This is a genomic window from Martinezella tropici (assembly GCF_003287875.1).
GTDB lineage: Bacteria > Pseudomonadota > Alphaproteobacteria > Rhizobiales > Rhizobiaceae > Rhizobium > Rhizobium tropici_C.
Genome location: NZ_QMKK01000022.1, coordinates 351,161 through 377,639 on the forward strand (window position 1 = coordinate 351,161; position 26,479 = coordinate 377,639).

Consider the following 26,479-nt stretch of genomic DNA (forward strand, 5'->3'; position numbering starts at 1 on the left):
GGTCTAGTTACTTCCCACCCAGATCACGAACCGCGCCGCGATCCGCGCTGGTCGCAAACGCGGCATAGGCCTTCAACGCCGTGGTGACGTTGCGCTTGCGCACTTCCGCCGGATGCCAGCCTTTGGCGTTCTGGGCTTCGCGGCGAGCGGCAAGTTCCTTGTCGTCGACGCGCAGGCTGATGATGCGGTTCGGGATGTCGATGTCGATCATGTCGCCTTCGCGCACCAGGCCGATCGTGCCGCCGTTGGCTGCTTCGGGCGAAACGTGGCCGATCGACAGGCCCGAGGTGCCGCCGGAGAAGCGGCCGTCGGTGATGAGCGCGCAGGCCTTGCCGAGGCCCTTCGACTTCAGATAGCTCGTCGGATAGAGCATTTCCTGCATGCCGGGGCCGCCCTTCGGGCCTTCGTAGCGGATGACGACGACGTCGCCGGCCTTGATCTCATTGCTGAGAATGCCCTTGACGGCAGCATCCTGGCTTTCGAAGACCTTGGCGGGGCCGGAGAACTTCAGGATCGATTCATCGACACCGGCCGTCTTCACGATGCAGCCATCGAGCGCCAGATTGCCCTTGAGGACGGCAAGACCGCCATCCTTGGAGAAGGGATGCTCGACGGAGCGGATGACGCCCTTCTCGCGATCGGTGTCGAGTTCTTCCCAACGGGCGTTCTGGCTGAAGGCAACCTGGGTCGGAATGCCGCCGGGAGCCGCGCGGAAGAATTCGCGCACGCTTTCGCTGTTGGTGCGGGTGATGTCCCAGCGGTCGATGGCGTCGCCGAGCGTTTCGGCGTGAACCGTCGGGCAATCGCGGTTGATCAGGCCGCCTTTGTCGAGCTCACCGAGGATCGACATGATGCCGCCGGCGCGGTGCACATCTTCCATGTGGACGTCGTTCTTCGCCGGTGCAACCTTGGAGAGGCACGGTACGCGGCGCGAGAGCGCATCGATGTCGGCCATGGTGAAATCGACTTCACCTTCATGCGCAGCGGCAAGAATATGCAGAACCGTGTTCGTCGAGCCACCCATGGCGATATCGAGCGCCATGGCGTTCTCGAAGGCCTTCTTCGATGCAACGGAGCGCGGCAGGATGGATGCATCCTCCTGCTCGTAATAGCGGCGGGCGAGATCGACGATCAGATGGCCGGCTTCGACGAAGAGGCGCTTGCGGTCGGCATGGGTTGCGAGCGTCGAACCATTGCCAGGCAGCGACAGGCCGAGCGCTTCGGTCAGGCAGTTCATGGAATTGGCCGTGAACATGCCCGAGCACGAGCCGCAGGTCGGACAGGCGGAGCGCTCGATGACCTGGACATCCTCATCGCTGATCTTGTCGTCGGCAGCGGCAACCATGGCGTCGACCAGATCGAGCGCATGCTTTTTGCCATGCAGGACGACCTTGCCTGCCTCCATAGGGCCGCCGGACACGAAGACCGTCGGAATGTTCAAGCGCAGCGAGGCCATCAGCATGCCGGGGGTGATCTTGTCGCAATTGGAGATGCAGACCATGGCGTCGGCGCAATGGGCGTTGACCATGTATTCGACGCTGTCGGCGATCAGCTCGCGCGACGGCAACGAATAGAGCATGCCATCATGGCCCATGGCGATACCGTCATCGACGGCGATGGTGTTGAATTCCTTGGCAACGCCGCCGGCTGCCTCGATTTCACGCGCGACGAGCTGGCCGAGATCCTTGAGGTGGACGTGGCCGGGCACGAACTGGGTGAAGGAGTTGACCACCGCAATGATAGGCTTGCCGAAATCGCCGTCCTTCATACCCGTCGCACGCCAAAGGCCGCGCGCGCCGGCCATGTTGCGGCCGTGGGTGGTTGTTCTGGAACGATAAGCTGGCATGGTGTCTTCCTCGTCATCCTGGAAATTGTGCGGCGTCGGGCATCGGCCAAGGGTTTCAGGCCAAAGAGCGCCGGCAACTCCGCTTTTTGGAATTGTCCTAATCCAATCGTGCAGTACTGTCACTATCAACTCAAGCGAATCCGGTACGCTGTCGGGCAAGGGCTGCGTTCGGGCAAGCAAGGCCTACGACCACAATTGGGAATGAAACGGCCCTATGACAAGCGCACACAAAAAGTTGCTTTCACTTCCAAAGAAATGCCAGCCTAAGAGTGTAACAAAACCCGTGTCCGTTGCGTATCGCTCATATCAAGCTGCTATCGCATAAAGGAATTGTTCCATGGCCGCCTATCGCCCGCCGAAAATCGCATCCTCCGAGATCACACCCCGCTCGATCTATCTGAAGCGGCGCGAGTTCCTGACGGCCGCAGCGGCCGGCATCGGCATGGCGGCAATCGGCGGCAATAATGCGGCGCTGGCCGAGGCGCTGACGGCGACCAAGAGCAATTATACGGTCAATGAGAAGCTGACGCCGCTCAAGGACGTCACCACCTACAATAATTTCTACGAATTCGGCCTCGACAAGTCCGATCCGGCCAGCCTCTCGGGCAAGTTCAAGCCGCGCCCCTGGACGGTCAAGGTCGATGGCATGGTCAATAAGCCCGGCACCTTCGACATCGACGCGCTGATCAAGGAATTCCCGCCGGAAGAGCGGGTCTATCGCATGCGCTGCGTCGAAGCCTGGTCGATGGTCATTCCATGGGATGGTTTCCAGCTTTCGGCCCTGCTAGACAAGGTGGAGCCGCAGGGCAGCGCCAAATATGTTGCCTTCGAGACAGTGGTGCGGCCGGAAGAAATGCCGGGGCAATCGGGCCTCCTGCAATCCCTGAACTGGCCCTATGTCGAGGGCCTGCGCCTGGACGAGGCACGCAATCCACTGACGCTGCTTGCCGTCGGCCTCTATGGCGAGACCCTGCCGAACCAGAACGGCGCGCCGATCCGCCTCGTCGTGCCGTGGAAATATGGCTTCAAGGGCATCAAGTCGATCGTCCGCATCACGCTCACCGACAAGCAGCCGCTGAACACATGGCAGGCAACCAACAGCCAGGAATATGGCTTCTACGCCAACGTCAATCCGGCCGTCGATCATCCGCGCTGGAGCCAGGCGACGGAACGGCGCATCGGCGAAGGCGGCTTCTTCGGCTCCAACCGTCACCCCACCCTGCCCTTCAACGGCTATGCCGATCAGGTCGCCAGCCTCTATAGCGGCATGGATCTCAGGGTGAATTTCTGATGGCCCTCTCCTTCGCTCTCCCAAAACGCTGGCAGCCCGCCTCCGTCTGGGCGCTCTACTTTGTCGGGCTTTTACCGGCCGCCTGGGAATTCTATCTCGGCGCGACGGATCAGCTCGGCGCCGATGCGGTCAAGACCTTCGAGCTCTTCCTGGGGCTATGGGCGATCCGCTTCCTGCTGCTGACGCTTGCTGTCACACCGCTTCGCGATCTCTTCGGCTGGAACTATTTGCGCTATCGCCGCGCGCTCGGCCTGCTTTGCTTCTACTACGCGCTGATGCATCTGACGGTCTATATGGTTCTCGATCAGGCGCTGGACGTGCATGCCGTCATCGACGACGTATTGAAGCGGCCCTTCATCATGTTCGGCATGGCCGGTCTCGTCATGCTGCTGGCGCTCGCCGTAACCTCGAACAATTTCTCGATCAAGCGTCTCGGCAAGAAATGGATCTGGCTGCATCGCCTCGTCTACATCATCGCCGCCTGCGGTGCCCTGCACTTTGCGCTATCGACCAAGGTGCTATCCGTGGAGCAGTTCATCTATATCGGCCTGCTGATCGCCATGATCCTTTACCGCTCCTATCGGCCGATCATGATGGAAAGGCGACGGGCGGCGCGCCAGCCGGCCGCGGCCTCTAGTTCCAGAGCGGCCTGAGAACGGCCGCTCTACCTTTCAAGCGAGAGTTATTCGGCAGCGCTGGCGATCTTCGCTTGGCCCTGCTCTTGCACCTCGACCGTCGCCGTCAGGCCGGCGATCAGCTTCGTGCCTTCGGGAACCTTGTCGAGGGCGATACGCACGGGTACGCGCTGTGCCAGACGCACCCAGCTGAAGGTCGGCGTGATGTTGGCAAGCAGGCTGCCGGAGGTCCGTTCGCGGTCCTCGATGCCATAGGCGATGCTTTCGACATGGCCGGTCAGCTTCTCGGCCTGGCCCATCAGGTGGATATGAACCTCGTCGCCGATATGGATGCGCGGCAGCTTGGTTTCTTCGAAATAGCCTTCGACGCGCAGAGAATCGCTGTCGATCAGAGCCACCTTTGCGGTGCCGGCGGAAACATAGTCGCCCGGACGCAGGCTGAGGTTCGAGATCGTGCCGTTGACGGTGGCACGAACTTCGGAGCGGTCGAGATTGAGCTGGGCGAGTTCGCGATTGGCAGTCGCCTGCCGAACAGCCGCTTCATCCTGTTGCACGGTGGTCAGCGCCTGCTCCTTCTGCTGCAGGGAGGCGGCATCGCCAAGGCGCGCCTGACGCGCACTTTCGCGCTGAGCCTGCTCGAGAGCCGCCTTGCTGCTTGCAAGGGCTGCATCGGCCTGTTCGAGAGCGATGGCGAAACGATCGCGATCGACGCGGAAGAGGATATCGCCCTTCTTGACGGTCTGGTTGTCCTTGACAAGGACCTCGCTCACGAGACCCGAGACGTCAGGCGCGATGCCGACGACATCGGCCCTCAGGCGCGCATCGCGCGTCCACGGCTCGTCCATGTAATGGCCCCAGAGGTGACGGCCGACATAGACAGCGGCGGCGACGAAGATGAGTGTGACGGCCACGCGGCCGATGAGTTTGAACGCGTTCATGTGAAGTACCAACGAGAGACTGAAGAGACGGCGCCGAGCAGCAGGACGTAAAGCGCGAGATCGAAGAGGCCGCGATGCCAGACCAGAGTGTAGACCCCGATCCATGCGAGCAGGCGTCGAAGGATGATGACGACAAACAGCGTCAGAAGCATGAGAACGAGAAGGCGCGGGATATAGACGCCATAAAGATCGAATTCTGCGGGCATGATATTACTCGGCGGCAATGGGATGAGGTTGGGTTATGTCCGCCACGGGCGGTCGCCAGCTCACCGGCGGCTCGGCATGGGGGAAGAGCGCCCGGCGAAGACCGACGAGCGCATCAAGGCTCGCCCGAGCGGAATCTCGCTTTTCCTGTGCGACGGCTTCAAGGCTATGATCGATCGACACACGCAGTTCATCGGCCGGATCCACGGCCCGTTTTGCCTTCAGCCGCGAACGATAGAAATCCGATACGCCGATCAGGACTTCGCTGACGGATGCAGCGGCAGCCGGTTTCAGCTTGGCACGCTCCTTCTGCAGCATCAACACGTTGAAGCCGAGACGGACATCGGCATAACCGTCGACCTTTTTCAGTTCGCGGTCTTCGATGCGTGCTAGGCGGGGAACGAGCTGGCCCAGGCGATCGAGAATGCGGCCTGAGAGGCGTTCATGATCGGCGCGGCGGATGCCGGCGGCAGTTTCAGCGAGATCTCTCCAGCCAGCCCGCACCAGCCGCCAGGCGGCAAGTTCGGAACCGAATGGGCGGGTAAGCAAAGTCCAGACCAAGGCAAAGCCAACACCCGCCAGAGCGGCGATCGCACTGTTGGTGAAGCTGGCGAAATCGGCGGTGTAACGATCCTGCAGCGCGATGAAACTTGCGCCGTTTACCGCCAGCAGCATGCCGAGCATGTTGGTTTGCGGGCGGGTGATCAGCAGCCCCATCACCAGGAAGGGCGGCGCAAAGACCAGCACCAGCATCTCGAAGCCGGAAATCAACGGCAAGACGCCGAAGATATAGACGCAGGCGATGACCAGGCTCACCGCAGTCCAGATGAACATGGTGGTGATGAAGGGCGCGGGACGATCGAGCGCGGCGAAAAACGAGCAGGCAACGGCCACCATGGCGATGAAGCCGGCACCATCCGCCCAGCCGGAATAGATCCAGAAGAAGCAGGCGACGGCAATTCCGGCGATGACGCTACCGGCCGAGAAGGCCAGCAGGGCATAATCATAATGCCTGCTGCGACCGACGACATTGCGATAGCGGAAGGCGGGGCGCCAGGTGCCGACCTGTTGCCCCGAGACGATCTGGGCACGCAGCGTCAGGCAATCCTGCCACAAGTCGACGATTTCCTTAAGGCGAGCGAGGGCGCTCGACCGGACGAGGTCGTCCCAACCGATATGGAGGTCGTTCTCCTGCAACTCCTCGATCTTCCTCGACAAGGTCTCAGCGGTCTCATCGGCCTTGCCGCGACCACCCTGCCCCAGCCAATCCGCGACCTCGTTCAAAACAACGACCAATTCCTGCGGTAGCGGTTTGCCCCCGGCCTTCAAGGCGTGCAGGCGATCGGCCAGGGAGGAGAAGAGCGGCAGGAGCATCAGCAGGCGGCCACGCAGCTCGCGCGAATGTCTGACGATGTCACGGCTGCCGGCATCATAGCGCAACTGGCTGATGACGAGATCCAGGCCGGAAACGTCAGCAGCAAGCTTCTGCCGCTTCAAGGGCGTTGCCGGCGAAGCGCCCTCGCCGCGCAGGATCTCGTCGGCCCAGGTGCCGGCGTCGTCCAGCCAGGAACCTATGCGCTGGCCGAGGACGGTGCCGACGCTGCTCGGAAAGACGACGGCGCTAACCACGCTCGCACAGACGATGCCAATGAGAATTTCCTCGGAGCGAGCAAGTGCGACATCGAAAATGGTTTCGGGCGAGCCGACGGTCGGCAGCGCGATCAGCGGCAATGTATAGCCGGCCAGCATGAAGACGTAGCTGCGCGCGCTGCGGTCGAGCATCGAGATGAACAGCAAGGTGCCGGTCCACAGCGCGACAACGATCGAAAGCAGTTCCGGCGCGTTGACGAAGAGCGGGATGAGGATCACCGATGCGGTGGCACCGATAAGCGTGCCGAGTGCGCGATAAAGCCCCTTGGAGCTGGTCGCGCCGGCTAGAGGATTGGCGACCACATAAACAGCGGCCATCGCCCAATAGGGACGCGGCAGATCGAGCGACAAGGCGATGAACAGCGCCATGATCGCAGCCATGAAGGCTTTGACGGAAAATAACCACTCGCGCCAGGATGGAATGCTCATGAGACCTTCTCCGGCTCCGGTTCGACGGCCTTGGATGCCTCAAACTCCTCGAAAGCCTTCAGGACGCGCACCGCAGCTTCGATATCCGCAGGGTCGACATTGGCAAGGATCCTGCCACGCAGCTCATCAAGTACGTCTTCCATGCGGGAGGCCAGCTTTTCGCCTTCCGGCGTCAGCCACAGGCCTTTCGCGCGACGATCCGTGGGATCATCCTTGCGCATGACAAGATCCATGCTTTCGAGCTGATCGATCAGCCGAACCAGAGACGGGCCCTCGATGCCGACATAGGTGGCGAGCACCACCTGCCGCACACCTCCCCCCAGGCGGCTGATCCAAAGCAGCGGCGCGGCCACCGCCTCGGATATACCATGGGAGCTCAGTGCGAGATCGACAACCCGGCGCCACTGGCGGCCGGTGGTCAGCAGATTGGCGGTGAAGAGGCGTTGTAGAGCGTTTGACGAGTTCATAAGAACCTATTAGCACTAAACTAATTAGGATTCAAATTATTATCATTAAAAGCGCCATCCCAAATTGGAAATGCAGCTATGCGCTAAACCATAACCAAGACGGTAAAGAGGTCGAGATTGCAGGCGTGCAGATCGGCCAGCCACTCGACCCGTCTTTCATCGATCGGCGTTGCTCAGATAGGAACATATCATCCTGACGAGCTCCCGCTTCAGTTCCGGCGAGCCCAGCACATGCTTTCGAGTTGCACTGTGGATCACTCCCTCCACCGCACCGGATAGCAGCTGCGCAAGAACATCGTCGGAGGGGCCGTCGCGGTCACTGCGATGCGTGGCAACGAAAGCTTTGTAGTGAGCGTGATATTCGGCCAGGAAGGCATCGTGCGCCACCCTCGAACCATCGTGGCCCGGCGCCTCATCCAGCAGCACCCTGTGAAGCTCCGGGTTCACATTGTGAGCGTCGATCATGCCTTGCACGAGCTCCTCCACGCGCTGCGGCAACGGCAGTGCGCCGGCCATCGCCTTGCGCATGACCGTAAGAACCTCATCGAAATGACGACGCCTGACGGCTTCGACCAAGGAAAGCTTGTCAGGGAAATACTGATAAAGCGAGCCGATGCTGATACCGGCAACGGCCGCGACAGTATTGGTCGTGAAGCCGGCCCATCCGCGCTCCCCTAAAACGCGAGCACCCGATTCGACAATCGCATCGACCGTTGCCCGCGAACGCGCCTGGCTCGGCTCTTTTCGCATCGGCGAGCGCGGTTTCTTAATGCGAGTAGACATGCGGCACCCATTCCATGAAAATGTGAACAGATTACTCGCATTTCATCGAATGACGAAAGGTGTTTCATCATGAGCGAAATATCATTGCTGCGAACTCTGTTCCGCTATCAAGCCTGGGCGAACGAGGAATTGCTCGACGCTATGGGTCGCCTCGATCCCGCCCGCCACGGCAAGGAACGTCATTTCTCCATACGCTTGATGAACCACTCGCTGGTCGTCGGCCGCATATTCGCGGCGCATCTCACCGGAAGGCAGCACGGCTACGCGGACGATAATACGCCGGAGACGCCATCCCTGCCCGATCTTCACGCGGCGATGACGGCTTCGGATCAATGGTATCTGACCTATCTCGAAACCATCAACCCGGAGCTTCTGTCAGATCCGATACCGCTCCTCTTCACGGATGGCGACAAAGGCTGCATGACGCGCCGGGAGATGCTTCTCCATGTCGTCACGCATGGAGGCTACCACAGGGGCGAGATCGGTCGGCTTCTGGCGCAGCTTTCCATCACCCCGCCCTGGGACACGCTTGCCGTTCATCTTCATCGTAGCGAACCCGCGCGCAGGCTGGCCGTGGCGGCTGAATAAGCCCCGCTCTGGCGTTTTGGCTCTTCACATTGCCTCTTCACAACGGTTTGGGCTTCGACAGCGCGCAATCGAGCGCCAGCGCCGGCGCGATGCCGGCGGCATAAGCGACGATATTCCAGAGCGAGAATACCCTGCCCAGCAATAGGGCTCCGGCGGCAGTCAATCGAAAGGCGTCAAGATCAGGCGTGTGCCAAAACCTGAAAAGTTCTACTGCGACGGAGACAAACAGCGCCGCCACGGCAATCCTGAAACGTCCCGAAGACACGAAGATTGTCGCCAGGAGCCAATAGACCATCGCTCCCCATAGGATCGAGCCACCATATTTGACGACCGCGAAAGAAAAGCCGGCCGCATATCCAAAGCGTCGCAGTCCAAGGCCACAGACGATCGTCAGTGCGAAAGCCAGGACCAGCAAGCCTCTTCGGTTGCGGTATCGTGTCGATATGCCCACTCGACCTTCCTTTGGATCATCGCCTGATAGATTTTCCGTTTATAGCGAAGGCAGCACCTTCATTCGCTCCGATCAATCGAAAATGTCTTGGGATATTGCAAGGCCAAGCTGAAATTTTGCCATGCTCCTCGTATCTTCGTGAGACGGAGAATGCCGCTGCGTGGGGAAGCGTTTCACATGGCCAAAGTTGTTTCCTTGGACGGACAGCTATCTTTCCTCGATCACTATCTCCATCCCGATCCGCGTCATTCCAACCTCACCGGCCTCGCCCGCTTCGCAATCGAATTTTTACTCTTCGGCCTTAAAGAGGCTCGCGCCTGCCTTTTCGCCGGATTTTTCTTTCTGGCGGTCTTTGCCGTGCCGCGAGCCGGCTGGTTCCATATCCCGCGCTACGACCTCCTGCTGATTATCGCTCTGGCCATCCAGCTTTGGATGATATGGGCAAAGCTGGAGACACTCGACGAGTTGAAAGCGGTGTGCCTGTTTCACCTCGTCGGCTTTGCGCTCGAAGTTTTCAAGACTTCTGGCAGCATTCAGTCATGGGCCTATCCTGACCCGGCATACACGAAGTTGTTCGGCGTCCCCCTGTTCTCCGGCTTCATGTACGCCGCAGTCGGCAGTTACATCATTCAGGCTTGGCGACTTTTCGATCTCCGCATCAAGCATCACCCGCCCTACTGGATGGCGGGAGTGCTTGCATTCGTGATCTACGCGAATTTCTTTGCGCATCATTTTATCGGCGACTATCGCTGGTATATCGCCGCCTGCCTTCTCGGACTCTATGCACGCTCGACGGTGATCTTTCGCCCCTATGATCGCGATCGTCGAATGCCCTTGCTGCTCTCCTTCGTACTGATCGGATTTTTCATCTGGCTGGCCGAGAATATCAGCACATTTCTCGGTGTCTGGAAGTATCCCAACCAACTCGGAGCGTGGTCGATGGTTCACGTCGGCAAGTGGAGTTCCTGGTGCCTGCTGGTGATCATGATCTTCACTATCGTTGCCAATCTGAAGCACATCAAAAAGCACGTTCATATTCCCGAGTGACCGTGTGGACTCCAACTATCGAATCCAATCCCAAAACGACAAAAGGCCGGATGATCGCTCATCCGGCCTTCTATCTTTGGTCCGAAGCTAGCCTTAAGCGGCTGCGGCTTCTTCTTCAGCGGCAACGCGAGCCTTATCGGCTGCGCCCTTGGCATTGACGTCGCGATCGACGAATTCGACAACGGCGAGAGCGGCATTGTCGCCCTGGCGGAAGCCGGCCTTCATGATACGCAGGTAACCGCCGTTGCGGGTGGCGTAACGAGTTGCGATCGCGTTGAACAGCTTCGAAACGACAGCAGCGTCGCGGATCTGCGAGATGGCCTGACGACGAGCGTGCAGGTCGCCGCGCTTGCCGAGGGTTACCAGCTTCTCGACGATCGGACGAATTTCCTTCGCCTTCGGGAGCGTGGTGACGATCTGCTCATGGGTGATGAGCGAAGCCGCCATGTTGGCGAACATCGCCTTACGGTGGCTAGCAGTTCTATTCAGCTTGCGGCCGGCTTTACCGTGGCGCATGGCTATTCTCCTTCACTTGCAGGCATCGTTCGCCTGCAGTTTGTTGGTTAGTATTGGTCTTCGTAACGCTTGGCGAGATCTTCGATGTTCTCGGGCGGCCATGCCGGCACTTCCATGCCGAGGTGCAGGCCCATGGAAGCGAGAACTTCCTTGATTTCGTTCAGCGACTTGCGACCAAAATTCGGCGTGCGGAGCATTTCTGCTTCGGTCTTCTGAATGAGGTCGCCGATGTAGACGATGTTGTCGTTCTTCAGGCAATTTGCCGAGCGAACGGACAGTTCGAGTTCGTCCACCTTCTTGAGGAGCGCCGGGTTGAAAGCGAGTTCGGTAACTGCTTCCTCTTCGGTTTCCTTCTGCGGCTCGTCGAAGTTGACGAACACGCCAAGCTGATCCTGAAGGATGCGAGCCGCGAAAGCGACGGCATCTTCACCGCTGATCGAACCGTCGGTTTCGATCGACATGCTCAGCTTGTCGTAGTCGAGAACCTGTCCTTCGCGGGTATTTTCAACCTTGTAGGACACCTTCTTGACCGGCGAATAAAGGCTGTCGACCGGGATGAGACCGATCGGAGCATCTTCCGCACGATTGCGCTCGGCGGGCACATAGCCCTTGCCGTTGTTGACGGTGAATTCCATGCGGATTTCGGCGCCCTCGTCGAGCGTGCAGATGACATGCTCGGGATTGAGGATTTCGATATCGCCGACCGTCTGGATGTCGCCAGCCGTTACGACGCCTGGGCCCTGCTTGCGGACGACCATGCGCTTGCTGTCATCGCCGTCCATCTTGATGGCGATTTCCTTGATGTTCAGCACGATGTCCGTCACGTCTTCCCGGACACCCGGGATAGAGGAGAACTCATGCAGCACGCCGTCGATCTGCACGGCCGTTACAGCGGCGCCGCGCAGAGAGGACAACAGAACGCGACGCAGCGCGTTGCCGAGGGTAAGACCGAAGCCACGCTCCAGCGGCTCGGCTACAAGCGTAGCCTTCGTGCGACCGCTCGAGGTGAACTCGACCTTGTTCGGCTTGATCAGTTCCTGCCAGTTTTTCTGAATCATGTTTTTGCCTTCCGTTCGTTGCCACCATCCAATCGTGGCAACCGAGCTTGAGTAACACCAAGCCGGGCGCATCTACCCCGGCCGGCGTCGTGAGTGGCGATGATCAGACGCGGCGCTTCTTGCGCGGGCGGCAACCATTGTGCGGGATCGGGGTCACGTCGCGGATGGACGTGATCATGAAACCAGCAGCCTGGAGCGCGCGCAGAGCGGATTCACGACCGGAGCCCGGACCGCAAACTTCAACTTCGAGCGACTTCATGCCGTGTTCCTGAGCCTTCTTGGCGCAGTCTTCGGCAGCAATCTGAGCGGCGAACGGGGTTGACTTGCGCGAGCCCTTGAAACCCTTGGCACCAGCGGACGACCAGGCAATCGCATTGCCCTGCGCGTCGGTGATGGTGATCATCGTGTTGTTGAAGGTCGAGTTGACGTGTGCGACGCCCGACGTGATATTCTTGCGCTCGCGACGACGAACGCGTACGGCTTCCTTGGCCATGTTAGTCCTTTCTTGGATCTCTGCACCGCCGTAATGCCAGCGGCTACACCGAAGCGACACCTATGGAGCACCGCTTCAAACTCAAAAGAGGCCGGCGGACCGCCAGCCTCCCAAATCCGGTTGCCCGGAAATTACTTCTTCTTACCGGCGATCGCCTTTGCCGGACCCTTGCGGGTACGGGCATTGGTGTGCGTGCGCTGGCCACGAACCGGCAGGCCGCGACGATGACGCAGACCACGGTAGGAACCCAGGTCCATAAGACGCTTGATGTTCATCGCGGTTTCGCGACGCAGATCACCTTCGACCTGATAGTCACGGTCGATGGTTTCGCGGATCTGCAGAACTTCAGCATCCGTCAACTGGTTGACGCGACGCTCGGCCGGAATACCAACCTTCTCGCAGATTTCCTGTGCAAACTTCGGTCCGATCCCGTGAATGTAACGAAGCGCAATAACTACGCGCTTTGCAGTCGGGATGTTGACGCCAGCGATACGAGCCACGCCTGTTCTCCTTGCATTCCTTTTGCCTTGGCAAAGGGTCTTGTTATGCAGCCCGGGAGCTGCTTGTTCAATGTGTGTCCGCCACATGTCAAAACGACCGTGCTCGGACTTCCCGTTGGAAATCCGCGCCGATCGCATAGCATGTCGCGAGTTGGCGCGGTGTTTAGCGGAATCAGCGCAAAAAAGCAACCGCTCCGGCAAGTTTATTTTAAGCTATCTAAAGCTTAGCTAGGATAGCCTCTATGCTCTCGGTCACATGCTCAATATCGGCCATGCCGTCGATGCTCTGCAACTTGCCCTTGGCATAGTAGTAACCGATCAGCGGCGACGTCTCCTTGTAGTAGACCTGCAGGCGAGTCGCCATGGTTTCGGCATTGTCGTCAGGGCGGCGCTTGAAATGGGTGGAGCCGCATTTGTCACAGACGCCAGCCGTTGCCGGAAGCTTGTCCGTGTCGTGATAGACGCTGCCACAGTTCGAGCACGAATAACGGCCGGAGACGCGGCGAATCAGTTCTGCGTCGTCAACCCTGAGCTCGATCACCACGGAAAGCTCGAGGCCTTTCGCATCAAGCATCTTTTCGGTGGCATCGGCCTGTACGAGCGTGCGCGGGAAACCATCGAGGATGAACCCCCTGGCGCAATCCGGCTGGTCGATGCGTTCGGAAACGATGGCGTTGACGATCTCATCGGACACAAGCTTGCCGGCGTCCATGACAGCCTTGGCGCGCTTGCCAACTTCCGTGCCGGCCTGAACGGCCGCGCGCAGCATATCACCTGTGGAAAGCTGCGGTATGCCATGCTTTTCCACGATGCGCTGGGCCTGGGTCCCCTTACCTGCTCCCGGCGGCCCTAAAAGTATGAGTCTCATCGCCCCCTCTTTCCTCCACGCAACTTCGATTTCTTGATCAGGCCTTCATATTGCTGTGCGATCAGGTGACCCTGAATCTGCGCCACCGTATCCAGCGTTACGCTAACCACGATCAGAAGCGAAGTGCCACCCAGAGACAAGGGAATACCTGTCTGGGATACGAGAATTTCGGGCAGGATGCAGACGAAGACAAGATAGATCGCGCCGATGACCGTGATACGGGTCAGCACGTAATCGATATATTCGGCGGTGCGCTCACCCGGGCGGATGCCTGGAATGAAGCCGCCATGCTTCTTCAGATTGTCGGCCGTGTCCTTCGGATTGAAGACGAGCGCGGTGTAGAAGAAGGCGAAGAAGGCAATCAGGGCGCCGTAGAACACCATGTAGACCGGCTGACCGTGGCCAAGCGCGGCGACAATCGACGTCACCCATGTCGGAAGCGCCGTGTTGTTGCCGAGACCGGCGATAGTTGCCGGCAGCAGGAGCAGCGACGACGCAAAGATCGCTGGAATGACGCCTGAAGTGTTGAGCTTCAGCGGCAGGTGCGACGTATCACCCTGGAACATGCGCGTTCCGACCTGGCGCTTCGGATACTGGATCAAAAGGCGACGCTGCGCGCGCTCGACGAAAACGATGAGCGCGATGACCAGAACAGCAACGACCAGCACTGCGAGAATTAGCGGCGTGGAAAGCGCGCCGGTGCGGCCAAGTTCAAGAGTGCCGGCAAGCGCGGTCGGAAGACCCGCCGCGATACCGGCAAAGATGATCAGCGAGATACCGTTGCCGATACCACGCGACGTCACCTGCTCGCCAAGCCACATCAGGAACATCGTGCCGCCGAGCAGCGTAATGACGGTGGAGATGCGGAAGAACCAGCCCGGATCCACCACGACGCCGTTGCCATGCTCCAGGCCGATCGCGATACCATAGGCCTGCAACGCGCCGAGCAGCACCGTGCCGTAACGGGTGTACTGGTTGATGATCTTGCGGCCCTGCTCGCCTTCCTTCTTCAGGTTTTCGAGCGAGGGAACGACCGAGGTCATTAGCTGAACGATGATCGAGGCCGAAATATAGGGCATGATGCCGAGCGCGAAGATCGCCATGCGCTGCACGGCGCCGCCCGAGAACATATTGAAGAGGCCAAGAATGCCGCCCGACTGATTCTGGAAAGCCTGGGCATAAGCGGCAGGATTGAGGCCAGGAAGCGGAATGTGAGTGCCGAGCCGGTAAACGAGGAGAGCGCCAAGCGTAAACCACAAGCGCTTCTTGAGATCCTCGGCTTTGGCAAAGGTCGAAAAATTGAGATTGGACGCCAATTGTTCCGCTGCAGAAGCCATGCAAATCTCCGCATCACCAATTCCGGCATAATCGGCCGAGCCCGGAATCAGTATGTAAATTGTTCAAAAGCCGGGCTTCGGACGGATTGCGCAGCAATCGGGCGCCTCACCCTCGGTTCCCGTTATTGACCGGAAAGACACTGGCGCATCGATCAGGTTCGTGAGGCTCACATATGGGAGCAAAATCGCCCGAAGTGAAGCACCCCGGGCGATTATTGATAATATTATTCTGCAGCGGAAGCGAGCAGCTTGACGGAACCGCCAGCCTTCTCGATCTTTTCAACTGCAGACTTGGAAGCGCCTGCAACTTCAAGGGCAAGCTTCGCCTTCAGTTCGCCATCCGAGAGAACGCGAACGCCGTCCTTGACGCGGCGAATCACGCCTGCAGCCTTGAGGGCTGCCGCATCAACGGTCTGCTTGGCATCGAGCTTGCCGGCATCGACGGCAGCCTGGATACGAGCCAGCGATACGACAACATAATCGGATGCGAAGATGTTGTTGAAGCCGCGCTTCGGCAGACGACGGTAGATGGGCATCTGACCGCCTTCGAAGCCGTTGATCGCAACGCCCGAACGGGACTTCTGACCCTTCACACCACGACCACCGGTCTTGCCGGAGCCGGAGCCGATACCGCGGCCTACGCGCTTGCGGCTGTGGGTCGAGCCTTCGTTATCCTTGATTTCATTCAGTTTCATAGCGAATTACCTCCGGCTCACTTCTCGTCGACAACGCGAACGAGATGCTGGACAGCACGGATCATGCCACGAACAGCCGGAGTATCTTCCAGCGTGCGGCGACGGTGCATCTTGTTCAGTCCAAGACCGATCAGCGTCTTCTGCTGAACATCCGGACGGCGGATCGGGCTGCCAATCTGCTCGACCGTAACGGTCTTCTTGGCTTCAGCCTTCTTGGTGGTCGTCTTGGCCATAGGTCAAACTCCCTTATTCTTCGGAGGCATTGCCCGAAGCGGCGCGGCGAGCCTGCAGAGTGGCATACTTGATGCCGCGCTGAGCTGCGATGTCCTTCGGGTGAACCTGGTGCTTCAGGGCGTCGAACGTGGCGCGAACCATGTTGTACGGGTTCGACGAACCGGTCGACTTGGCAACGACGTCATGAACGCCGAGCGTTTCGAAAACGGCGCGCATCGGGCCGCCGGCGATGATACCGGTACCGACCTTGGCCGAACGCAGCAGAACCTTGCCTGCGCCATGACGGCCATGGACGTCGTGATGCAGCGTACGGCCGTCGCGCAGCGGTACGAAGATCATGTCGCGCTTGGCGCTTTCGGTTGCCTTGCGGATGGCTTCCGGCACTTCGCGTGCCTTGCCATGGCCGAAGCCTACGCGGCCCTTCTGGTCACCGACGACGACGAGAGCGGCGAAGCCGAAGCGACGGCCACCCTTGACAACCTTGGCGACGCGGTTGATCGCGACCAGCTTGTCGACGAATTCGCTATCGCGCTCTTCACGGCTCTGACGGTCTTCCCGCGGAGCCCTCTTTTCCTGTGCCATTGTCCTCTTCCTTTTTCTTTTCCGGGTGCAATCGGCAAACAAAACGAAGACCGCATCAACCTCCAGGTGGAGATTTGCGGTCCGGTGAAATCCGGCCGGCGCTTGTAAGCTACCGGCCGGAAACTTGATCAGAAGGTCAGGCCGCCTTCGCGGGCTGCTTCAGCCAGGGCCTTGATGCGACCGTGGTAGATGAAAGCGCCGCGATCGAACACGACTTCCTTCACGCCGGCCTTGGAGGCGCGCTCTGCAACGAGCTTGCCAACGAGGGCTGCGGCTGCGGTATCGGCACCGGTCTTCAGAGAACCGCGCAGATCCTTGTCGAGGGTGGAGGCAGCCGCGAGGGTCTTGCCAGCCACGTCATCGATGACCTGGGCGTAGATGTTCTTCGACGAGCGATGAACCGACAGGCGCGGACGGCCATTGGCCACCGACTTGATTTGGCGGCGCACGCGGTTGGCGCGACGCGCAAGTGCTTCTTTCCTGCTAGCCATTTCGCGTGATCCTTACTTCTTCTTGCCTTCTTTGCGGACGATCCGCTCTTCGGCATACTTAACACCCTTGCCCTTGTAGGGCTCGGGACCGCGGTATTCGCGGATTTCAGCGGCAACCTGGCCGACCTGCTGCTTGTTGATGCCGGTGACGACGATTTCCGTCGGCTTCGGCACAGCGATCGAGATACCCTGCGGCGGCTCATAAACCACGTCGTGGCTGAAGCCGAGCGCAAGCTGCAGGTTCTTGCCCTGCATGGAGGCACGGTAGCCGACGCCGTTGATTTCGAGCTTGCGCTCGTAGCCGTCCTTAACGCCCTTGAAGATGTTCTCGATCATCGTGCGGGACATGCCCCACTTTGCGCGAGCATCCTTGGAGTCGTTGAGCGGCGTCACGACGATTGCATTGTTTTCCAGCTTGAGACCGATTTCGTCGTTAGCGACGAAAAACAGCTCGCCCTTGGGGCCCTTGGCAGTCACTTTCTGGCCATCAACCGTGGCCGTGATCCCTGCAGGTACCTGAACGGGCTTCTTACCGATACGAGACATTTTTCAAACCTGTCTGTTTCGAAGGAGATATCTCTGTCCGATCTTAGAAGACCGAGCAGAGAACCTCACCACCAACATTCTGTTCGCGAGCCTGGTGATCGGCCATCACACCCTTCGGAGTCGAAAGGATGGTGATGCCGAGACCGTTCGCGACCTGCGGAATGGACTTGACCGAGACATAAACTCGGCGGCCCGGCTTGGACACGCGGCCGATCTCACGGATCACCGACGAGCCCTCGTAGTACTTCAACTCGATGTTGAGCTCAGACTTGCCGTTGCCGAAATCGACGACGGAGTAGCCACGGATGTAGCCTTCAGCCTGCAGAACATCGAGAACGCGTGCACGGAGCTTGGAAGCAGGCGTCGAAACCGACGACTTGCGGCGCGAAGCACCATTGCGGATGCGGGTGAGCATATCGCCCAAAGGATCAGTCATGGTCATCTAATCTGCTCCTTACCAGCTGGACTTGACGATGCCCGGCACCTTGCCGAGATTGCCGAGTTCACGCAGCGCGATACGCGACATGCGCAGTTTGCGGTAATAGGCGCGCGGACGGCCAGACACTTCGCAACGATTGCGAATACGGGTCTTCGATCCATCGCGCGGGAGCGATGCCAACTTCAGGGTGGCCTTGAACCGGTCTTCGATCGAGAGAGACTGGTTCATGATGATTGCCTTCAGAGCAGCCCGCTTTGCGGCCTGGTTGGCAACCGTATTGCGGCGGCGCTTGTTCTTTTCAACTGCGCTTGTCTTCGCCATATCAGGGTTCCTTTTCTACGCTCGTCGTTACGGTTATTGACGGAACGGGAAGTTGAACTCTGTCAGGAGAGCTCGCGCTTCGTCGTCGGTCGTCGCCGTCGTGCAAACGATGATGTCCATGCCCCACATCTGATCAACCTTGTCGTAGTTGATCTCAGGGAACACAATGTGCTCCTTGATGCCCATGGCAAAATTGCCACGACCGTCAAAGCTCTTCGGGTTCAGGCCGCGGAAGTCGCGAACGCGCGGAAGCGCGATGTTGACCAGACGATCCAGGAACTCATACATGCGGGCGCCGCGCAGGGTAACCTTGGCGCCGATCGGCATATTTTCGCGGACCTTGAAGCCAGCGATGGAGTTGCGTGCACGGGTGATGACCGGCTTCTGGCCAGCGATGGCCGCCAGGTCGGCAGCAGCAACGGTCGGCTTCTTCGAATCAGCCGTCGCTTCGCCAACGCCCATGTTGATCACGATCTTGTCCAGCTTCGGGATCTGCATCTCGTTAGCGTAGGAGAACTTCTCCTGCATAGCTGCGCGGATGCGAGCAACGTATTCCTTCTTGAGCCGCGGCTCGTACTTTGCCTCAGCCATCGATCACTTCTCCCGAGGTCTTGGCCACACGGACCTTCTTGCCATCCACAACCTTGAAACCGACGCGGGTCGGCTTGCCGTCCTTGTCGACGATCGCAATGTTGGACAGGTGAAGCGGGGCTTCCTTGCTGATGATGCCGGCTTCCTGGTTCTGCGTCTGGCGCTGATGGCGCTTGATGACGTTGACGCCACGAACGACCGCACGGTCTTCCTTCGGCAGCACTTGAACGACTTCGCCGGTACGGCCCTTGTCCTTACCGGTCAATACGACGACCTTGTCGCCTTTACGGATCTTCTGCATCGCTCCGCTCCTTACAGTACTTCTGGAGCCAGCGAGATGATCTTCATGTGGTTCTTGGCGCGAAGTTCGCGCGGAACCGGTCCGAAGATACGGGTGCCGATCGGCTCTTTCTTGTTGTCGATGAGGACTGCTGCGTTGGTATCGAAGCGGATGACGCTGCCATCCGGACGACGGATGTCCTTGGCGGTACGAACGACAACCGCCTTCATCACGTCACCCTTCTTCACACGGCCGCGCGGAATAGCTTCCTTGATCGAAACGACGATCACGTCGCCGATCGAGGCATACTTGCGCTTCGAGCCGCCCAGCACCTTGATGCACATGACACGACGTGCGCCGGAATTATCCGCCACGTCGAGGTTTGTTTGCATCTGAATCATGTCAGGTCGCCTTCTTGTTGTTACCGGAATGGTTGGGCCAATCAACCCCCTACCCCGGCTTATGGACTAGTGTCTTGTCTGATTATGCCTGGCTTCGGGACCATTTAGGTCGCCTCTGCCGGCCATCAATAAAGCAAAAGAACGCCCGTTCTCGAGCGTCCTGCTTCCAAGCTCGTGCTTCATACAGATATTTCGCCCAAGCGCAAGGGCCTGAGCGAAATTCTGTTACTTGGTCTGGGCGGAAACGACCGTCCAGGTCTTGTCCTTGGAGATCGGCGCGCATTCCTCGATGGAAACGACGTCGCCGATTTTGTACTGATTGTTCTCGTCGTGAGCCTTGTACTTCTTGGAACGACGAACGGTCTTCTGGAGCAGCGGGTGAGCGAAACGACGCTCTACACGGACAACCACCGTCTTCTCGTTCTTGTCGCTGACCACGACGCCCTGCAGAATGCGCTTCGGCATGTTATTCTTCCTTTAGGCCTTTGCTTCTGCCGCCTTCTGGCGGGCAATGGTTTTTATGCGAGCGATGTCCTTGCGGACTTCGTTGATGCGCGAGGACTTCTCGAGCTGGCCGGTCGCCTTCTGAAAGCGCAGGTTAAACTGCTCCTTCTTCAGCTTGGCAAGCTCGTCCTTGAGTTGGTCGGCGCTCAGGGCGCGAACATCTGCGGCTTTCATGAGCTTCTTCCTTACTCTGCAATGCGCTGAACGAAGCGCGTCTTGACCGAGAGCTTGGCGGCGCCGAGGCGCAGAGCCTCACGAGCGATTTCTTCGCTCACACCATCGATCTCGAACATCATGCGGCCGGGCTTGACCTTGCATGCCCAGTATTCGACAGAGCCCTTACCCTTACCCATACGGACTTCGGTCGGCTTTGCGGTTACCGGAACATCCGGGAACACGCGGATCCATACACGGCCGGCACGCTTCATGTAGCGGGTGATCGCGCGGCGGGCCGCTTCGATCTCGCGAGCGTTGACGCGGTTGGGTTCCTGCGACTTCAGGCCGAATTCACCGAAAGCCAGATCAGAACCACCCTTGGCAACGCCCTTGATGCGGCCCTTGAATTGCTTGCGGTACTTCGTACGCTTTGGCTGCAACATTTTCTTATTCTCCGAACTTATCTGCCACGTACGCTATCAAGCGTTGTCGCGGCGACGGTCTCTATCGCGATCGCGGCTAGCCGGACCCTGGGCGTCGCCTTCGAGCGCGCGGCGTTCGGAGGCCATCGGATCGTGCTCAAGGATTTCGCCCTTGAAGATCCAGACCTTGATGCCGCAGATACCGAAAGCGGTTTCTGCTTCAGCCGTACCGTAGTCGATGTCGGCGCGCAGCGTATGCAGCGGCACGCGACCTTCGCGGTACCATTCCGTGCGAGCGATTTCAGCACCGCCGAGACGGCCGGCGCAGGTGATCTTGATGCCTTCGGCGCCAAGACGCATCGCGGACTGAACGGCGCGCTTCATGGCGCGACGGAAAGCAACACGGCGCTCAAGCTGCTGCGCGATCGACTGGGCAACCAGCGTCGCGTCGATTTCCGGCTTGCGTACTTCAACGATGTTGAGGTGCGTTTCGGAATTCGTCATGTCCGACAGCTTCTTGCGGAGCTTGTCGATGTCAGCGCCCTTCTTGCCGATGATCAGGCCCGGACGAGCCGAGTGGATCGTGACGCGGCACTTCTTGTGCGGACGCTCGATGACCACCTTGGAGATACCGGCCTGCTTCAGTTCGTTCATGACGAACTTGCGCATCTTCAGGTCTTCGTGGAGGAGCTGGCCATACTCGGCATTGTCCGCGAACCAGCGGCTATCCCAGGTACGGTTGATGCCGAGACGAAAACCGATCGGATTGATTTTCTGACCCATTATGCGGCCTCCCCTTGAGCTTCAACTTCACGGACGACGATCGTCAGGTGCGCGAACGGGCGCTCGATACGAGACGCGCGGCCACGGCCACGGGCGTGGAAGCGCTTCATGACGATCGACTTGCCGACGTAAGCTTCCGCTACGACCAGCGAGTCAACGTCGAGGTCGTGGTTGTTTTCTGCATTGGCGATCGCAGATTCGAGCGTCTTCTTTACGGCGCCAGCAATACGCTTGCGCGAGAATTCCAGCTCTGCGAGCGCGCGGTCAACCTTCTTGCCGCGGATCGAAGCCGCGACCAGGTTGAGCTTCTGCGGGCTGACACGGAGCGTGCGCGCAACTGCCTGCGCCTCATTGTCCTTCAGCCGGCGTTCGGTTTTTGCCTTGCCCATTGTTACTTCCTCTTCGCCTTCTTGTCCGCACCGTGACCATAATAGGTACGGGTCGGGGCGAACTCGCCGAACTTGTGTCCGACCATGTCTTCATTGACGCTGACCGGAATGTGCTTGCTGCCGTTGTAGACGCCGAAGGTGAGACCAACGAACTGCGGCATGATCGTGGAGCGACGGCTCCACATCTTGATTACTTCGTTACGTCCGCCTTCGCGCACCTTCTCAGCCTTCTTGAGAAGATAGCCGTCAACAAACGGACCTTTCCATACTGAACGAGCCACTTGAGACTTCCTCTCTTACTTCTTGCGCTGATGGCGCGAGCGCATGATCATCTTGTCGGTCGACTTGTTCGACCGCGTACGCTTACCCTTGGTCGGCTTGCCCCACGGAGTCACCGGATGGCGACCACCGGAGGTGCGGCCTTCACCACCGCCGTGCGGATGGTCGACCGGGTTCATGACAACGCCGCGGTTATGCGGCTTCTTGCCACGCCAACGCGAACGACCGGCCTTACCGTCGTTGATGTTGCCGTGATCAGGGTTCGAAACCGCACCGATCGAAGCAAGGCAGGTGCCGTGCACGAGGCGCTGTTCGCCGGAGTTCAGGCGAAGGATTGCCATACCCTGGTCGCGGCCGACGAGCTGCGCGTAGGAACCGGCGGAACGAGCGATCTGACCACCCTTGCCCGGCTTCATTTCCACATTGTGGATGATGGAGCCGACCGGGATGAACTGAAGCGGCATGGCGTTGCCAGGCTTCACGTCAACGGCCTTTTCCGAAGCGATGACCTTGTCGCCGGCAGCCAGGCGCTGCGGAGCGAGAACATAGGCCAGTTCGCCGTCCGTGTACTTCACCAGAGCGATGTAAGCGGTACGGTTCGGATCGTATTCGATGCGCTCGACGGTTCCTTCAACATCGAACTTGCGACGCTTGAAGTCGACCAGGCGATAGGTACGCTTGTGACCGCCACCCTGGAAACGAACGGTGATGCGGCCGGTGTTGTTGCGGCCGCCCTTGGAGGTCAGGCCTTCCGTCAGCGCCTTGACCGGCTTGCCCTTGTAGAGCGAGGAGCGGTCAACGATGACCAGCTGACGCTGGCTCGGGGTCGTCGGATTGAATGTTTTCAATGCCATTTTCTTATTCCTCAGAGACCGGTGGAGACGTCGATCGACTGGCCTTCGGCGAGCGTCACAACAGCCTTCTTCACGTCCTTCTGCTTGCCGACGAGACCTTTGAACCGCTTGGTCTTGCCCTTGCGCAGCAGAGTGTTGACGGCCGTGACCTTGACGCCGAACAGCGCCTCGACGGCAGCCTTGATCTCAGGCTTCGTCGCGGTCTTGGCAACGTTGAAAACAACCTGGTTATTATCCGAAACCAGCGTGGACTTTTCGGTGATCGCAGGAGAAACGATCACATCGTAATGGCGAAGATCCGTCACTTGAATCGCTCCTCTAGCGCTTCAACTGCAGCCTTGGACAGCACGAGCTTGCCGCGGCGCAGGATGTCGTAAACGTTGATGCCCTGAACCGGCAGAACATCGATGTTCGGGATGTTCTTGGCTGCGAGCTTGAAGTTGCTGTCGAGCTCAGCGCCGCCGATGAACAGAGCGTTCGTCAGGCCGAGCGTCTCGAAAGCGCCAGCGAGTGCCTTGGTCTTGGCTTCGGTTGCGACGAGATTGTCGATGACGATCACGTCCTCAGCCTTGAACTTGGCCGAAAGAGCGTGACGCAGGCCGAGGGCGCGAACCTTCTTCGGCAGATCGTGCTCGTGGCTGCGGGCGACCGGGCCGTGAGCCTTACCACCGCCGCGGAACTGCGGAGCGCGAGCCGAATGGTGACGAGCGCGGCCCGTACCCTTCTGCTTGTACATCTTGGCACCGGTGCGCGCGACGTCCGCGCGGCCCTTCGCCTGATGCGTGCCCTGCTGCTTCTTGGCAAGCTGCCAGCGAATGACGCGAGCAAGAATGTCTTCACGCGGCTCAAGGCCGAAAATCGCATCAGAAAGGGAAACCTTCCCGGCGTCTTTGCCCTCAAGGGTCTTGACGTTGAATTCCATTGGTTTGGCTCCCTTACTTCGCTGCCGACTTGACGGCGTCGCGCACGATGATCCAGGCGCCCTTGGAGCCAGGAACCGCACCCTTGACGAGGATCAGACCGCGATCTTCATCGGTCGATACAACTTCGAGGTTCTGCGTCGTAACGCGGGTCTGGCCCATGTGACCAGCCATCTTCTTGTTCTTGAACACCTTGCCCGGATCCTGGCGCGAGCCGGTCGAACCGTGCGAGCGGTGCGAAACCGACACACCGTGCGTGGCGCGCAGACCGCCGAAGCCGTGGCGCTTGATGGCGCCGGCAAAGCCCTTACCGATCGTCGTGCCGGTCACGTCGACGAGCTGACCCGCCGTGAAGTGACCTGCGTTGAGCTCGGTGCCGACTGCGAGCAGATTGTCTTCCGTGACACGGAATTCTGCGAGCTTGGCCTTCGGCTCTACGCTTGCAACGGCGAAGTGGCCGCGAAGAGCCTTCGTCGTGTTCTTAACTTTAGCCTGGCCGGCACCCAGCTGAACTGCGGTGTAGCCATTCTTTTCAACTGTGCGCTGGGCTACGACCTGGCAGCCTTCCATACGCAATACGGTAACCGGGACATGCTCGCCGGCGTCGTTATAGACGCGGGTCATTCCCACCTTCTGTGCAATCACACCTGAACGCATCGGTTCAATCCTTCTCACTCAGCTCGAGGACCGTAGGTCTCAGAGCTTGATCTCAACATCGACACCGGCGGCGAGATCGAGCTTCATCAGCGCGTCTACCGTCTGCGGGGTCGGGTCAACGATGTCGAGGAGGCGCTTATGCGTGCGCATCTCGAACTGCTCGCGGCTCTTCTTGTCGATGTGCGGGGACCGGTTAACCGTAAACTTCTCGATGCGGGTCGGAAGCGGAACGGGGCCCCGGACGCTAGCACCGGTGCGCTTCGCCGTCGACACGATCTCGCGCGTGGAAGCATCGAGAATCCGGTGATCGAACGCCTTCAGGCGAATGCGGATATTTTGGCCGTTCATTCGACGTTATCCTTGTGTTTGTTATCTCGCGCGCCTTTCGAAAAGGCACGGTTTGTTCTGTTTCCTAAGGCGGACCACCGGTTTCAAAGATCGAGAGGGACGCCGGCTGCGGCATCCCCATCCACTCTTTAGGCCTTTCGGCCCACCTTATTGTTAATTTCATTGGCCGCTTCGTCATCCGAAGCAGCGCGCAAATCGCGCTCGCGCGCCATTTGCAACATTTCTATGTCATAAGCAAGCGGCTACTGCCGCTTGCATCATAATATTGTCATCGAATCGGCCGCTCGGAGGGAGCGGCCGTCTTCGAATTACTCGACGATGGATGCAACGATGCCTGCTCCGACGGTACGGCCGCCTTCGCGGATAGCGAAGCGGAGCTTTTCTTCCATCGCGATCGGAACGATCAGCTCGACGGCAACCGTTACGTTGTCGCCAGGCATAACCATTTCCGTGCCTTCCGGAAGCGTCACGATGCCCGTCACGTCAGTCGTACGGAAGTAGAACTGCGGACGGTAGTTCGTGAAGAACGGCGTATGACGGCCGCCTTCTTCCTTCGTCAGGATGTAGGCTTCTGCCATGAACTTCTTGTGCGGCTTGACGGAACCCGGCTTGCACAGGATCTGGCCACGCTCGACGCCGTCACGGTTCACACCGCGGATCAGCGCGCCGATGTTGTCGCCGGCCTGGCCCTGGTCGAGCAGCTTGCGGAACATTTCAACGCCGGTAACCGTCGTCTTCGACGTCGGACGGATGCCGACGATTTCGACTTCTTCACCAACCTTGACGATACCACGCTCGACGCGGCCCGTCACAACCGTACCACGGCCGGAGATCGAGAACACGTCTTCGATCGGCATCAGGAACGGCTGGTCGATCGGACGCTCAGGCGTCGGGATGTAGGCGTCAACCTGAGCCATCAGCTCGCGGATCGCGTCTTCGCCGATCTTCTTGTCCGAATCTTCAAGAGCAGCAAGCGCCGAACCCTTGACAACCGGAATGTCGTCGCCCGGGAAGTCGTAGGACGACAGAAGTTCGCGAACTTCGAGCTCGACGAGCTCGAGAAGCTCGGCGTCGTCAACCTGGTCGACCTTGTTCAGGAACACGACGATTGCCGGAACGCCAACCTGGCGGGCGAGCAGGATGTGCTCGCGCGTCTGCGGCATCGGGCCGTCGGCGGCCGAGCAAACCAGGATCGCGCCGTCCATCTGTGCAGCACCCGTGATCATGTTCTTGACGTAGTCGGCGTGGCCGGGGCAGTCGACGTGCGCATAGTGGCGGTTCGGCGTCTCGTATTCAACGTGAGCCGTCGAGATCGTGATGCCACGAGCCTTCTCTTCCGGAGCAGCGTCGATTTGGTCATACGCCTTGAACTCGCCGAAGTACTTCGTGATCGCTGCCGTCAAGGACGTCTTGCCGTGGTCGACGTGACCGATCGTCCCGATGTTAACGTGCGGCTTATTGCGCTCAAACTTACTCTTTGCCATTT

39 protein-coding genes are annotated in these 26,479 nt (G+C 59.4%); 4 read left to right on the forward strand and 35 right to left on the reverse strand.

Annotation, left to right across the window (positions count from 1 at the left end; translation table 11 throughout):
- Nucleotides 1-7 precede the first annotated feature (7 nt).
- Nucleotides 8-1,846 (reverse strand): dihydroxy-acid dehydratase, encoded by a 1,839-nt coding sequence (gene ilvD, locus DQ393_RS06970; protein WP_112341031.1) that lies wholly within the window; start codon nt 1,844-1,846, stop codon nt 8-10.
- Between the two features lie 337 nt (nt 1,847-2,183).
- On the opposite strand from ilvD, the gene msrP reads away from it, so the two are divergent.
- Together msrP and msrQ are read left to right on the forward strand one after the other, a co-directional pair.
- Nucleotides 2,184-3,137 carry a protein-methionine-sulfoxide reductase catalytic subunit MsrP gene (msrP, locus tag DQ393_RS06975; RefSeq protein WP_112341032.1) on the forward strand — a complete coding sequence of 318 codons (954 nt, stop codon included), beginning with the start codon at nt 2,184-2,186 and terminating at the stop codon, nt 3,135-3,137.
- Complete coding sequence (gene msrQ / locus DQ393_RS06980; protein ID WP_112341033.1) at nt 3,134-3,790, forward strand: protein-methionine-sulfoxide reductase heme-binding subunit MsrQ; 657 nt, start codon at nt 3,134-3,136, stop codon at nt 3,788-3,790. Before msrP ends, msrQ begins: the two co-directional genes overlap by 4 nt.
- A 29-nt stretch (nt 3,791-3,819) precedes the next feature.
- Here the strand turns inward: msrQ and DQ393_RS06985 are convergent, their stop codons facing one another.
- The 5 genes from DQ393_RS06985 to DQ393_RS07005 form a co-directional block, all read right to left on the reverse strand.
- Nucleotides 3,820-4,710, reverse strand: a complete 891-nt coding sequence (locus tag DQ393_RS06985; RefSeq protein WP_112341034.1) for an efflux RND transporter periplasmic adaptor subunit — start codon at nt 4,708-4,710, stop codon at nt 3,820-3,822.
- The gene (locus DQ393_RS06990; protein ID WP_015339618.1) at nt 4,707-4,916 is read right to left on the reverse strand and encodes a DUF1656 domain-containing protein; all 210 of its coding nucleotides are present in this window, start codon (nt 4,914-4,916) and stop codon (nt 4,707-4,709) included. Before DQ393_RS06990 ends, DQ393_RS06985 begins: the two co-directional genes overlap by 4 nt.
- Before the next feature lie 4 nt (nt 4,917-4,920).
- Nucleotides 4,921-6,993 (reverse strand): FUSC family protein, encoded by a 2,073-nt coding sequence (locus DQ393_RS06995; protein ID WP_112341035.1) that lies wholly within the window; start codon nt 6,991-6,993, stop codon nt 4,921-4,923.
- Entirely contained in the window at nt 6,990-7,460 is a 471-nt protein-coding gene (locus DQ393_RS07000) for a MarR family winged helix-turn-helix transcriptional regulator (protein WP_112341036.1), read from the reverse strand. Before DQ393_RS07000 ends, DQ393_RS06995 begins: the two co-directional genes overlap by 4 nt.
- Nucleotides 7,461-7,616: 156 nt before the next feature.
- Entirely contained in the window at nt 7,617-8,243 is a 627-nt protein-coding gene (locus DQ393_RS07005) for a TetR/AcrR family transcriptional regulator (RefSeq protein ID WP_112341037.1), read from the reverse strand.
- A gap of 69 nt (nt 8,244-8,312) precedes the next feature.
- Between DQ393_RS07005 and DQ393_RS07010 the strand changes: the two genes are divergently transcribed.
- Nucleotides 8,313-8,831 (forward strand): DinB family protein, encoded by a 519-nt coding sequence (locus tag DQ393_RS07010; RefSeq protein ID WP_112341038.1) that lies wholly within the window; start codon nt 8,313-8,315, stop codon nt 8,829-8,831.
- 37 nt (nt 8,832-8,868) lie between these two features.
- On the opposite strand, the gene DQ393_RS07015 is transcribed toward DQ393_RS07010, so the two are convergent.
- Entirely contained in the window at nt 8,869-9,276 is a 408-nt protein-coding gene (locus DQ393_RS07015; RefSeq protein WP_432421987.1) for a DUF2809 domain-containing protein, read from the reverse strand.
- 183 nt (nt 9,277-9,459) lie between these two features.
- Here DQ393_RS07015 and DQ393_RS07020 point away from each other — a divergent pair, with 183 nt between their 5' ends.
- Nucleotides 9,460-10,329 carry a DUF817 domain-containing protein gene (locus DQ393_RS07020; RefSeq protein WP_112341039.1) on the forward strand — a complete coding sequence of 290 codons (870 nt, stop codon included), beginning with the start codon at nt 9,460-9,462 and terminating at the stop codon, nt 10,327-10,329.
- Between the two features lie 93 nt (nt 10,330-10,422).
- Here DQ393_RS07020 and rplQ read toward each other — a convergent pair whose 3' ends face one another.
- From rplQ to tuf, 28 genes are all read right to left on the reverse strand, one after another.
- A complete protein-coding gene (gene rplQ / locus DQ393_RS07025) occupies nt 10,423-10,845 on the reverse strand; it encodes a 50S ribosomal protein L17 (RefSeq protein WP_112341040.1) in 423 nt (140 codons plus the stop codon).
- Nucleotides 10,846-10,892: 47 nt separating this feature from the next.
- On the reverse strand, nt 10,893-11,903 hold the full coding sequence (locus tag DQ393_RS07030) for a DNA-directed RNA polymerase subunit alpha (protein ID WP_037152076.1): 1,011 nt from the start codon (nt 11,901-11,903) through the stop codon (nt 10,893-10,895).
- 103 nt (nt 11,904-12,006) lie between these two features.
- Entirely contained in the window at nt 12,007-12,396 is a 390-nt protein-coding gene (gene rpsK / locus DQ393_RS07035; RefSeq protein WP_004118426.1) for a 30S ribosomal protein S11, read from the reverse strand.
- Between the two features lie 131 nt (nt 12,397-12,527).
- Nucleotides 12,528-12,896 (reverse strand): 30S ribosomal protein S13, encoded by a 369-nt coding sequence (gene rpsM, locus DQ393_RS07040; protein ID WP_004118424.1) that lies wholly within the window; start codon nt 12,894-12,896, stop codon nt 12,528-12,530.
- Nucleotides 12,897-13,113: 217 nt separating this feature from the next.
- The gene (locus DQ393_RS07045; protein WP_112341041.1) at nt 13,114-13,764 is read right to left on the reverse strand and encodes an adenylate kinase; all 651 of its coding nucleotides are present in this window, start codon (nt 13,762-13,764) and stop codon (nt 13,114-13,116) included.
- Entirely contained in the window at nt 13,761-15,101 is a 1,341-nt protein-coding gene (gene secY / locus DQ393_RS07050; protein ID WP_112341042.1) for a preprotein translocase subunit SecY, read from the reverse strand. The genes DQ393_RS07045 and secY overlap by 4 nt, the downstream gene beginning before the upstream one ends.
- 224 nt (nt 15,102-15,325) lie before the next feature.
- On the reverse strand, nt 15,326-15,796 hold the full coding sequence (gene rplO / locus DQ393_RS07055; RefSeq protein ID WP_112341043.1) for a 50S ribosomal protein L15: 471 nt from the start codon (nt 15,794-15,796) through the stop codon (nt 15,326-15,328).
- A gap of 17 nt (nt 15,797-15,813) precedes the next feature.
- Nucleotides 15,814-16,029, reverse strand: a complete 216-nt coding sequence (rpmD, locus tag DQ393_RS07060; RefSeq protein WP_112341044.1) for a 50S ribosomal protein L30 — start codon at nt 16,027-16,029, stop codon at nt 15,814-15,816.
- Between the two features lie 13 nt (nt 16,030-16,042).
- Nucleotides 16,043-16,612, reverse strand: coding sequence for a 30S ribosomal protein S5 (gene rpsE, locus DQ393_RS07065; protein WP_004118414.1), 570 nt, complete (start codon nt 16,610-16,612; stop codon nt 16,043-16,045).
- 128 nt (nt 16,613-16,740) lie between these two features.
- The gene (gene rplR, locus DQ393_RS07070; protein ID WP_004118412.1) at nt 16,741-17,103 is read right to left on the reverse strand and encodes a 50S ribosomal protein L18; all 363 of its coding nucleotides are present in this window, start codon (nt 17,101-17,103) and stop codon (nt 16,741-16,743) included.
- A gap of 12 nt (nt 17,104-17,115) precedes the next feature.
- A complete protein-coding gene (rplF, locus tag DQ393_RS07075; protein ID WP_092715850.1) occupies nt 17,116-17,649 on the reverse strand; it encodes a 50S ribosomal protein L6 in 534 nt (177 codons plus the stop codon).
- A 43-nt stretch (nt 17,650-17,692) separates the two neighbouring features.
- Nucleotides 17,693-18,091 (reverse strand): 30S ribosomal protein S8, encoded by a 399-nt coding sequence (rpsH, locus tag DQ393_RS07080; RefSeq protein WP_104822788.1) that lies wholly within the window; start codon nt 18,089-18,091, stop codon nt 17,693-17,695.
- Nucleotides 18,092-18,103: 12 nt separating this feature from the next.
- Nucleotides 18,104-18,409, reverse strand: coding sequence for a 30S ribosomal protein S14 (gene rpsN / locus DQ393_RS07085; RefSeq protein ID WP_004118406.1), 306 nt, complete (start codon nt 18,407-18,409; stop codon nt 18,104-18,106).
- Between the two features lie 33 nt (nt 18,410-18,442).
- Nucleotides 18,443-19,000: a 50S ribosomal protein L5 gene (gene rplE, locus DQ393_RS07090; protein ID WP_112341045.1), complete on the reverse strand. Its 558-nt coding sequence runs from the start codon at nt 18,998-19,000 to the stop codon at nt 18,443-18,445.
- Nucleotides 18,993-19,301, reverse strand: coding sequence for a 50S ribosomal protein L24 (gene rplX, locus DQ393_RS07095; protein ID WP_112341046.1), 309 nt, complete (start codon nt 19,299-19,301; stop codon nt 18,993-18,995). Before rplX ends, rplE begins: the two co-directional genes overlap by 8 nt.
- Before the next feature lie 11 nt (nt 19,302-19,312).
- Entirely contained in the window at nt 19,313-19,681 is a 369-nt protein-coding gene (gene rplN / locus DQ393_RS07100) for a 50S ribosomal protein L14 (protein WP_003573790.1), read from the reverse strand.
- A 225-nt stretch (nt 19,682-19,906) separates the two neighbouring features.
- Entirely contained in the window at nt 19,907-20,146 is a 240-nt protein-coding gene (rpsQ, locus tag DQ393_RS07105) for a 30S ribosomal protein S17 (RefSeq protein ID WP_112341047.1), read from the reverse strand.
- Nucleotides 20,147-20,158: 12 nt separating this feature from the next.
- A complete protein-coding gene (rpmC, locus tag DQ393_RS07110) occupies nt 20,159-20,359 on the reverse strand; it encodes a 50S ribosomal protein L29 (RefSeq protein ID WP_004118398.1) in 201 nt (66 codons plus the stop codon).
- 11 nt (nt 20,360-20,370) lie between these two features.
- Nucleotides 20,371-20,784 carry a 50S ribosomal protein L16 gene (rplP, locus tag DQ393_RS07115; protein ID WP_004118395.1) on the reverse strand — a complete coding sequence of 138 codons (414 nt, stop codon included), beginning with the start codon at nt 20,782-20,784 and terminating at the stop codon, nt 20,371-20,373.
- Nucleotides 20,785-20,820: 36 nt separating this feature from the next.
- Nucleotides 20,821-21,546 carry a 30S ribosomal protein S3 gene (rpsC, locus tag DQ393_RS07120; RefSeq protein WP_004118393.1) on the reverse strand — a complete coding sequence of 242 codons (726 nt, stop codon included), beginning with the start codon at nt 21,544-21,546 and terminating at the stop codon, nt 20,821-20,823.
- Nucleotides 21,546-21,935 (reverse strand): 50S ribosomal protein L22, encoded by a 390-nt coding sequence (gene rplV, locus DQ393_RS07125; protein WP_004118391.1) that lies wholly within the window; start codon nt 21,933-21,935, stop codon nt 21,546-21,548. The genes rpsC and rplV overlap by 1 nt, the downstream gene beginning before the upstream one ends.
- Before the next feature lie 2 nt (nt 21,936-21,937).
- Nucleotides 21,938-22,216: a 30S ribosomal protein S19 gene (gene rpsS / locus DQ393_RS07130; RefSeq protein ID WP_037199970.1), complete on the reverse strand. Its 279-nt coding sequence runs from the start codon at nt 22,214-22,216 to the stop codon at nt 21,938-21,940.
- 15 nt (nt 22,217-22,231) lie between these two features.
- Nucleotides 22,232-23,068 carry a 50S ribosomal protein L2 gene (gene rplB, locus DQ393_RS07135; protein ID WP_112341048.1) on the reverse strand — a complete coding sequence of 279 codons (837 nt, stop codon included), beginning with the start codon at nt 23,066-23,068 and terminating at the stop codon, nt 22,232-22,234.
- An 11-nt stretch (nt 23,069-23,079) separates the two neighbouring features.
- Nucleotides 23,080-23,373: a 50S ribosomal protein L23 gene (locus DQ393_RS07140; RefSeq protein WP_028753972.1), complete on the reverse strand. Its 294-nt coding sequence runs from the start codon at nt 23,371-23,373 to the stop codon at nt 23,080-23,082.
- Nucleotides 23,370-23,990, reverse strand: a complete 621-nt coding sequence (rplD, locus tag DQ393_RS07145) for a 50S ribosomal protein L4 (RefSeq protein ID WP_112341049.1) — start codon at nt 23,988-23,990, stop codon at nt 23,370-23,372. Before rplD ends, DQ393_RS07140 begins: the two co-directional genes overlap by 4 nt.
- 13 nt (nt 23,991-24,003) lie before the next feature.
- On the reverse strand, nt 24,004-24,645 hold the full coding sequence (gene rplC, locus DQ393_RS07150) for a 50S ribosomal protein L3 (RefSeq protein WP_075852342.1): 642 nt from the start codon (nt 24,643-24,645) through the stop codon (nt 24,004-24,006).
- Between the two features lie 39 nt (nt 24,646-24,684).
- Nucleotides 24,685-24,993 (reverse strand): 30S ribosomal protein S10, encoded by a 309-nt coding sequence (gene rpsJ / locus DQ393_RS07155; RefSeq protein WP_003547547.1) that lies wholly within the window; start codon nt 24,991-24,993, stop codon nt 24,685-24,687.
- A gap of 308 nt (nt 24,994-25,301) precedes the next feature.
- Nucleotides 25,302-26,477, reverse strand: coding sequence for an elongation factor Tu (tuf, locus tag DQ393_RS07160; protein WP_075852341.1), 1,176 nt, complete (start codon nt 26,475-26,477; stop codon nt 25,302-25,304).
- Between the last annotated feature and the right edge of the window lie 2 nt (nt 26,478-26,479).